Annotated in this window: 7 protein-coding genes and 1 pseudogene; 6 read left to right on the top strand and 2 right to left on the bottom strand. The window is 44.6% G+C overall.

Annotated elements, in window-relative coordinates; translation table 11 throughout:
• From CRENPOLYSF2_RS18915 to CRENPOLYSF2_RS16270, 4 genes and pseudogenes are all read left to right on the top strand, one after another.
• Nucleotides 1-446, top strand: a pseudogene (locus CRENPOLYSF2_RS18915) (hypothetical protein); the annotation flags it as partial.
• Nucleotides 436-942 (top strand): J domain-containing protein, encoded by a 507-nt coding sequence (locus tag CRENPOLYSF2_RS16280; RefSeq protein ID WP_087145008.1) that lies wholly within the window; start codon nucleotides 436-438, stop codon nucleotides 940-942. The pseudogene CRENPOLYSF2_RS18915 and the gene CRENPOLYSF2_RS16280, both read left to right, overlap by 11 nt.
• Before the next feature lie 47 nt (nucleotides 943-989).
• The gene (locus tag CRENPOLYSF2_RS16275) at nucleotides 990-1,493 is read left to right on the top strand and encodes a siphovirus Gp157 family protein (RefSeq protein ID WP_087145007.1); all 504 of its coding nucleotides are present in this window, start codon (nucleotides 990-992) and stop codon (nucleotides 1,491-1,493) included.
• A 592-nt stretch (nucleotides 1,494-2,085) separates the two neighbouring features.
• Entirely contained in the window at nucleotides 2,086-3,420 is a 1,335-nt protein-coding gene (locus tag CRENPOLYSF2_RS16270; protein ID WP_245808034.1) for a replication initiation protein, read from the top strand.
• A gap of 610 nt (nucleotides 3,421-4,030) precedes the next feature.
• Here the strand turns inward: CRENPOLYSF2_RS16270 and CRENPOLYSF2_RS16260 are convergent.
• The gene (locus CRENPOLYSF2_RS16260) at nucleotides 4,031-4,261 is read right to left on the bottom strand and encodes a hypothetical protein (protein ID WP_087145009.1); all 231 of its coding nucleotides are present in this window, start codon (nucleotides 4,259-4,261) and stop codon (nucleotides 4,031-4,033) included.
• Nucleotides 4,262-4,337: 76 nt separating this feature from the next.
• On the opposite strand from CRENPOLYSF2_RS16260, the gene CRENPOLYSF2_RS16255 reads away from it, so the two are divergent.
• Complete coding sequence (locus tag CRENPOLYSF2_RS16255) at nucleotides 4,338-4,982, top strand: hypothetical protein (RefSeq protein WP_087145004.1); 645 nt, start codon at nucleotides 4,338-4,340, stop codon at nucleotides 4,980-4,982.
• Between the two features lies 1 nt (nucleotide 4,983).
• Nucleotides 4,984-5,607 carry an ATP-binding protein gene (locus CRENPOLYSF2_RS16250; protein ID WP_087145003.1) on the top strand — a complete coding sequence of 208 codons (624 nt, stop codon included), beginning with the start codon at nucleotides 4,984-4,986 and terminating at the stop codon, nucleotides 5,605-5,607.
• 105 nt (nucleotides 5,608-5,712) lie between these two features.
• On the opposite strand, the gene CRENPOLYSF2_RS16245 is transcribed toward CRENPOLYSF2_RS16250, so the two are convergent.
• Nucleotides 5,713-5,877: transposase domain-containing protein (locus CRENPOLYSF2_RS16245; protein WP_140396754.1), on the bottom strand; the 165-nt coding region annotated here is incomplete at its 5' end.

Raw genomic sequence — 5,877 nt, 5'->3', positions numbered from 1 at the left:
CCAGGTTTAATGCGGGTTACAGAGCACTACTATCCAAACACGCACGAATCCTTACGGTCGGCCAAACCCGCGCCACCGGCAAGGCTTGCCGTTTGGCATTCAGTTGGATTATGAGTTTAGCGGGGTACGAAGTCACCCCCGCCGAAGAAATGACACCGATCATTGAAGCGGTACAGGTAGAAGCACCACCGGCACGAATCACCGCCAGCCAACACAAATTACTGGAAGCGCAGATCCGTGATTACAGGCTAGACCGTGAGCGGGTGAAGGCGTGGCTAAAAAAAGCCTGGCATGTTGAACATTTCACCGAATTAACACCGGTTCAGTTTGAAAGTTTGCTAACACGGCTTGAAAATTGGGTCGGTGAAGAATACGCAAAAGCCGAAGCCGCCAGTGCGTTAAGTAGGGATGTTTACCCGTTTTCGGGGGTGGTTTATGAACATTAAAGACGCGCTTTCTATTCTCGGACTGGGTGCGGTGGCCGACCAAGAAGCCATTAAAACCGCATACCGTAAAGCTTGCATTAAATACCATCCCGACCGCAACCCCGCCGGTTTGGAAATGATGAAAGCAGTTAATGTGGCCTATCAGTTCTTGCACGATATTGACTACAACGGCGCAGAACGCCCCATTAACGAGGAGGTTAACAGCGATTTTGGCGAAGAACTCAACGCGGCGATAAATGCCGTTGTTGGTTTGGTTGGCATCACGATTGAAGTGTGCGGGGCTTGGGTGTGGTTGACAGGTAACACAAAACTGCACAAAGCCACGATAAAAGCGTCGGGTTATTGGTGGGCAAAGAAAAAAGCCGCGTGGTATTTCAGGCCACCCGACCACAAAAGCCGCAATAAAGGTGACTGGGATTTGGACAAAATCCGCGACACTTACGGCAGCATGGCCGTTAATCAATCGTCACGTTATCAACCCACTTTAGCCCCATAAGGCAGAAAGGGCGGCGCTTACCCGCCGCCCACACCGAGGACATTATCATGAGCAACTTATCTTTGTACCAATTGAGCGGCAATTATTTGCAAGCTTTGGATTTTTTGACTGATCCAGAAATGGATTTACCGATTGAAGCCATCAACGACACACTGGAAGCTTTAACTGGAGAATTGGAAGACAAGGCCATTAACGTGGCTATGTTTTTAAAAAATATGGAGGCCACCGCCGAGGCGATCAAAAACGCCGAGATAGAAATGGCCAGACGGCGTAAAGCCTTGGAAAATCGGGTGCAGTGGTTTAAGGATTATTTGAAAGGCAGCATGTTACATACCGGCATCAGTAAAATTGAATGTCCGTATTTCAAGCTTTCCATCCAAAACAATCCGGCAGCGGTTAATATTTTTGATGAAGAAGCGATACCTTTGGCGTTTAAAGAACAGGTTACCAGTTGGAAGATTGACAAGACTGCGATTAAAAACGCTATAAATGCTGGCGAGAATGTCGCTGGCGCGATTTTAACGAATGGCAAAAGGCTAGTCATCAAGTAACTAAATAAAGGGCAGAGGGGCTGTTTTTATAGCCCTTCTGTAAGTATAGGCATAAATAATCAGAAAATATAGCTGTATTGTGTGACTTGTTTCACAAATTTAACAATTGGCCTTTGCGCTGTAAAAACAGGGTCGTTAATATCCGTAAAAAAACAACAACAAGCTTTTTTCTGTTTTTCCTGTTGTTGTTTAATAAACAACATATTTAAATATATTTAGCTTTCTGTAGGCCGCTTGTACCAAAGGCTACAGCCTGGAAAGGTGAGGGTTTACGGGATTAAAGGTGAGGGTTTACGGGATAAAATGCCTCTAAAGGTGAGGGTTTACGGGATAAAAATACCCTAAAGGTGAGGGTTTACGGGATAACCGCTAAAGGAAAAAAAATAGAATAAAATAATAATAAAAACAATACTTTAATTTAAATTTCAGCACTTACTGACAATCATTTTCACCTAAAGGTGAGGGTTTACGGGATTAAAGGTGAGGGTTTACGGGATAATTGTTTTTAAAATTAAGGTGAGCTTTTATTTCTTTATTTGAGCATCACTTTTGATATAATTACTTGTATTATCTAATAAACATGGTTTTAAAGATGAAATCATTAGACACCACCCAAGTCAAAAAACACGTAGCCACTATCCATACCAGTGGTGAACTTTCATTGTTAGAGCGAAAAGTTTCTAACATTTTGCTGTTGAATGCTTACGACAAATTGTTGACGCAAAGGACACATACAATACCCATCAAGCATCTTTGGGGTATGTTGGGATGGGACGCAAGTAACAATGCCGAAGATTTGCAAAGCGTGTTGGTTAGATTAGCATCCGTTGCCATTGAGTTTAATTTGATGGAGGACGGTAAGCACAGTTGGCATGTTATGTCCTTGTTGTCGTATGGCAATATTGAAAAGGGTCTTTGTACTTACCGCTATGATGAATACCTTGCCCAACGTTTGTATGACCCTGAAATTTACGCCACCATCAATATTGGCATACAGCGCCGTTTTGAAGGCAATTATGCTTTTACGCTGTACGAAAATTGCTTGAGGTACAAGTTGGTTGGCTCTACTGGTTGGTGGACGATTGAAAAATTCAAAAAAATCATGGGGGCGAATGCGGCAATGTATGATGAATTTAAGTACCTTAAACGCGATGTCATCATGAAGCCAATTGATGACATCAACCGCGTTTCGGATATACAGGTGATGCCGGAGTTCCAAAGATCAGGCCGCAAAGTGTCCGCAGTCCGGTTTGTGGTAACAGATAATCCTCAGCAAGCCCTGCTAAAACCCGATATACAGGATGACCATACTGCTATTAGGGAATCTGAGTTATTTAAACGCCTTTTGGAGCATGGCATAGGAGAGCGTTTGGCTATTTTATGGGTTTTACAGGACGAGACCCGTGTACGCGGGGTTATCGAATATGTGGAAGACAAGGCCAAAAAAAAGCAGGTTAAAGGTTCAACCGCTGGGTATATCCGTACCTTGTACGAGAACAATGCCGTAGTGGGCAAAAAAACACCTTTTGAAGAGAAAAAACTCCAAGAGCAACAGGCAAAAAAGGACGATGCAGAACGTAAAGCCCAAGAAAAGAAAGCCGTGGAGCTAAAGGCCGATTTTATACGTGAACGTGCCGATAAATTAATTAACACCCTGTCAGCGGATGAAAGACACCTTTGGATAAATACCTACATTGAAAAAATGGGGGACGAAAAAGCCAAGGCTTACAATACCAAGACGGGCGATTTTCGGACAGCCAATGAACGTATTGAATTTAGAATTTGGTTACGTAAGTACATTGCGCCTGATGCAAGCAAAGAAGAATACAATATTTGGCTTAAGTTGAAGGGGCATGCGCTACAAAGCGTAAAGATTGACACCGTACCAACCCAGGAAAATAAAAAGCCTTTGCTGACGGTTGTTTGATGGGTTAGCTCACCGTAAAACTTCAACCTTACCAAAACCCCCAACCCAAACAACAAATCCACCGCCACATCCAACAGTTTAACTCGGTAAGGTGGATTCGCACCAACACGATAAGTCGTAATCATAATCCATAGATACTATGGGTTTCGATATGTTAAGCTTTAGATTATCGAGAAGATGAGAATAATTCGTTAAGTCTTAGTGTGGAAGTGAATTAAATTATGCCGAATGGACGAACCGATATTTTTCAAGTAAAAAAGGAAGATTTCCTTGTTTCCATTGAAATGTTGAATAAAAACGAGGAAATAGGTATCACATGCGAACCACAAATGCAGCCTGTATATTTATCTGAACTTGAAGAACGAGTTCTTGGATACGAAAAAGAGAGTGTCGTAATCGAAGAACAGCATAAAGAATATTACATAATACATGTGGGAAATAATATTCATAACTGGGTATGTGTAACTAAAGAGAGTCAATTATTCCCCTTGATTAAACAACTTCGGTTTTCCAAAAGGTCGTAATTACATGGATTACGAGCACGACTGATTTCAATTGCAAGCCGTTACTATAGGGTGAATTTGCGGTAGCAATCCACTATTTGCTTCACTCACCGCACCACCTCAACCTTACCAACCCCCAACCCAAACAACAAATCCACCGCCACATCCAACCGCTTAAAAACCCGCACCTCACCCCGTGCGGTTTCCAGCGTGGCATTCAGCTTGTGCTTTCCGTTGAGCGTAACCACCCAACCCTCATCACCACCGGTGTATTTTTTAATGACCGGCGTTTGCAACGCCCCCGCCCCCCATAATAATTCTGCTTCTTTTAGATTCATTGCATTAACTTTTGTTGATTCATAAACTAGACTTAAGACTAACAAAAATAAAACTTTGTTAGCGCAAAGTATAGACATGATTATACGAATTATCACAATTGTAACGGTATTATTGCCTTTTCAGGTAAAAGCTTGGGAAGATGACAAGGTTTTGACGTTTATTAACCAAGCCAACCCAATATTGCAAGCCCAGCACACTGTTACCAGAGCCTACGATAAACCGGATACCGTCACCTGGGCGCTACGTAACACCTCGTTGAGTGGTCGCTTGGGATTTGGTGGTACCGACTTTCGGGATACGCTTTTCACGGCGTATGGCGGCCTACAGATCAATATTCCACTGTCATCGATCCAAGAAGACAGGGAGAAAGCCTTAAAATTAGTCACCGAAGCCAAAGAAACCGACGACCTGAGCACTAAAGTCATCACCGACATGGCGCAACTGCGGACACTGGAAGCCGAACAAGCGGCATCCGATGTACGGCGTAAATTCCTGAAAGAAAAAGCCGCGTGGCTAAAACAGCGCATCAACCAAGGCTTTTCTTCCGAAATGAACGAACTGTGGGCAATTGGCGGCAAAGTCAACGACGAAGACGCGCTGATTGCCAAAATAGATGTATTGGCCAAGACGCAACGCTACAAATTAGCCAAGTACGCGGGTTCTGAGTGGCAAACCTTACTGGCCTACCTGCAAGGCCACAATAACGCATTAGGGGGCTAGGATGGATGATATTGTCGGTTTAATAGGCCGTGACAATCTGGTTGCCGATGTGGTGGCCGAAATCAAGAAAGGCAAGCACGTTATCTTGATTGGAACTGTCGGCATTGGCAAATCGGCGGTGCTACGGGCGGCGTTGGATCAGGTAGAAAGCAACATTGCCTTTTTGATAACGCTACGTGACCACCAGGCCAAAGGCCAGTTTGTGGAAATGGCGCGGCAAATGTTGGACTTGGATTTAATTACCGCGCAAGAGCTGGATTTACCCGCCAAGTTTCACGGCTTGCCCGGTACACAAGTGGACTGGAAGGAAGTAAAAAGCCAGGTTAACCGCATGAGTATGCGCGATCTGACCCACGCCATTATTCCGGCACTGGCACGTTCCCCAGACAAACCAGTGATTGCCGTGGATGATTTAACCTCATTGACACCCACCCAAATGGCGTTCTGGCTGGCGATATTCGACCATGCCCAGGTGGTCGGCTGTGCATCGGAGAAAAAAGCCCGTGTGCGTAAGCTGTGGTGGAAAATGAAGGAGATTAACGTCAAGCCGTTATCCGCGCCGGTTGTCCGTGACATCGTTAAAAAATACATCATCGCCAAAGCTATTCTGATCGTAAGCGTTTAGCGCAACCACCTAAAGCATTGTCATCGGCTCTGATATCCTCTAGATTTTTTCAAAAAACAACCCATACCCCCACACGCACATCATAAGAGCAGAGCACCAAAACCACTACCCCTGCCTGAGTTTTTCAATAGCCCCCGGTGCAAACGGCAATAACTCATCAATACGCCTGTTTGGCCAAGTCGGTAGTTTTTCCAAGGTGTTCCTTAGCCAGGCCTCCGGGTTCAGGCCGTTCAGCTTTGCCGTGCCCAACAGGCTCTGGATTGCCGCCGC

The organism is Crenothrix polyspora, from assembly GCF_900163755.1.
In the GTDB taxonomy this organism is placed as follows: Bacteria; Pseudomonadota; Gammaproteobacteria; order Methylococcales; family Methylomonadaceae; genus Crenothrix; species Crenothrix polyspora.
The sequence above is the reverse complement of the archived record's forward strand: the minus strand, read 5'-3'. Positions and strand labels throughout refer to the sequence as shown.

Bases quoted from the DNA above. Each gene is read 5' to 3' on its own strand.
- CRENPOLYSF2_RS16255 (WP_087145004.1), top strand. From the start codon at position 4,338: ATGATTATACGAATTATCACAATTGTAACGGTATTATTGCCTTTTCAG.
- CRENPOLYSF2_RS16260 (WP_087145009.1), bottom strand. From the start codon at position 4,261: ATGAATCTAAAAGAAGCAGAATTATTATGGGGGGCGGGGGCGTTGCAA.
- CRENPOLYSF2_RS16250 (WP_087145003.1), top strand. From the start codon at position 4,984: ATGGATGATATTGTCGGTTTAATAGGCCGTGACAATCTGGTTGCCGAT.
- CRENPOLYSF2_RS16280 (WP_087145008.1), top strand. From the start codon at position 436: ATGAACATTAAAGACGCGCTTTCTATTCTCGGACTGGGTGCGGTGGCC.
- CRENPOLYSF2_RS16270 (WP_245808034.1), top strand. From the start codon at position 2,086: ATGAAATCATTAGACACCACCCAAGTCAAAAAACACGTAGCCACTATC.
- CRENPOLYSF2_RS16275 (WP_087145007.1), top strand. From the start codon at position 990: ATGAGCAACTTATCTTTGTACCAATTGAGCGGCAATTATTTGCAAGCT.